Origin of the sequence: Pyrobaculum sp. (assembly GCF_049971835.1) — an archaeon.
Lineage (GTDB): Archaea > Thermoproteota > Thermoprotei > Thermoproteales > Thermoproteaceae > Pyrobaculum.
Genome location: NZ_JBMFKV010000421.1, coordinates 1 through 540, shown reverse-complemented (window position 1 = coordinate 540; position 540 = coordinate 1). Strand labels below are relative to the sequence as shown.

The 540-nt window shown below is 52.6% G+C and carries 2 protein-coding genes; both read left to right on the top strand.

Annotation, left to right across the window (positions count from 1 at the left end):
- Positions 1-339, top strand: a 339-nt coding sequence (locus tag ACP5J3_RS15065; RefSeq protein ID WP_428496415.1) for a hypothetical protein, incomplete at its 5' end; no start/stop codon positions are given.
- Positions 326-540, top strand: a 215-nt coding sequence (locus tag ACP5J3_RS15060; RefSeq protein ID WP_428496414.1) for a hypothetical protein, incomplete at its 3' end; no start/stop codon positions are given. The genes ACP5J3_RS15065 and ACP5J3_RS15060, both read left to right, overlap by 14 nt.

Genomic DNA, 540 nt, shown 5'->3' with positions numbered 1-540 from the left:
GGAGATCGTGTGCTTCGAGGAAGACGACGAGTGCCTCGTCAGCGCGGTATGACGGAGATAGAGCCTATGAGCGGGGCTGTGGATATATCGTCAGATGAATTCTATGAGATGTGCGGCAGAGCTGTCGACGTGCCTCAAGAGTTGCTTATTGAGATAGAGGACCTCATTGAGCAATTAATCGCTGACAAGGCTTCTTATTTCGAGGAGATCGGCTATAGGGTGGTTAAATGGCCGGACGGAATCATCGCCGCAAATGGCAACTGTCTCGTCGTGAAATACAAAAACCTCTACAACGAAACCGTAAGTTTCGCGCTCCACGGCTATTATGAGAGAACATAGACTGGAAAGAATAATAGAGAAGCTGAAGAGGGAGTTTGAGGGTGTTCCCACGGCGGCCGACTACGTACTCGCGTTGCTCTACGTGGCTGGTGGGAGGCTTCCACGCCTCAAGGTGCAGAAGGGGCTTTTCATACTGTCCCGGGCCGTGTCTGGCCTGTCTGAGGTCCTCGAATTCGAGGCAGGGTGGGACCTCCAAATCAG